Annotated in this window: 1 pseudogene; it reads left to right on the top strand. The window is 70.2% G+C overall.

Annotated features, from left to right (window positions below):
- Window positions 1-113 precede the first annotated feature (113 nt).
- Window positions 114-1,202, top strand: a pseudogene (locus GUY60_RS37755) (site-2 protease family protein); the annotation flags it as partial.

The raw sequence follows: 1,202 nt of genomic DNA, 5'->3' as shown, positions 1-1,202 counted from the left end.
CGGAAACTTCAACGACATCAAGATCGACGACGTCATCGCGACGTACGAGATGCGCGAGAAGCCGCGAGGCTGATCAAGCACCGCGTTCCGGGGCCGGTCGACGGGGATATTCCGTCGCACCCAGCTGGTTCCTCGTCGCCGCCCTCATCACCTGGGTCTTCGGCTCCCAACTCGACCGGGTCCTCCCCGAGCTGGGCGTGCTCCGCTACCTCGTCGCCCTCTTCTTCGCGGTCGCCTTCTACGCCTCCGTACTCGTCCACGAACTCGCCCACACCGTCGTCGCGCTGCGCTACAAGCTCCCGGTGCGCCGGATCCAGCTGCAGTTCTTCGGCGGAGTGTCCGAGATCGAGAAGGAGTCGGAGACCCCCGGCCGCGAATTCACGCTCGCCTTCGTCGGCCCCCTGCTCTCCCTGGTCCTCGCGGCCGTCTTCTACGGAGGCATGTACGTCGTCGAACCCGGCACCGTCCCCGGCGTCCTGATGGCCGGCCTGATGATCTCCAACCTCATCGTGGCCGCCTTCAACCTGCTGCCCGGACTGCCCCTCGACGGCGGCCGGATGCTCCGCGCCGTCGTCTGGAAGATCACCGGCAAGCCCATGGCCGGCACCGTCGCCGCCGCCTGGGTCGGCCGCGCCCTCGCCGTCTCCGTACTCATCGGACTGCCCCTGCTCACCCAGTCCGGCGTCCTCGGCGGCACCGCCCCCCGCAGCGTCGGCATGGAAACCGTCACCGATGCCCTCCTCGCCGCGATCCTCGCCGCGATCATCTGGACCGGCGCCGGCAACAGCCTCCGCATGGCCCGCCTCCGCGAACGCCTCCCGCAACTGCGCGCCCGCACCCTCACCCGGCGCGCCGTACCCGTCACCTCCGACACCCCGCTGTCCGAAGCGCTCCGCCGCGCCAACGACGCCGGCGCCCGCGCCCTCGTCGTCGTCGACGCACACGGCGACGCCACCGGAGTCGTCCGCGAAGCGGCCATCGTCGGCATCCCCGAACACCGCCGCCCCTGGATCGCCGTCAGCGGACTCGCCCAGGACCTCACCGCCGGCATGCGGGTCTCCGTCGAACTCGCCGGCGAAGAACTCATCGACACCCTCCGCGCCACCCCCGCCACCGAATACCTCGTCGTCGAAGAGACCGGCGAGATCTACGGCGTACTCTCCACCGCCGACGTCGAGCGCGCCTTCGTCAAGGCCATGGCC

Origin of the sequence: Streptomyces boluensis, assembly GCF_009908195.1 — a bacterium.
In the GTDB taxonomy this organism is placed as follows: domain Bacteria; phylum Actinomycetota; class Actinomycetes; order Streptomycetales; family Streptomycetaceae; genus Streptomyces; species Streptomyces boluensis.
Note: the sequence above shows the minus strand (reverse complement) of the source record. Positions and strands in the feature narration are given on the sequence as shown.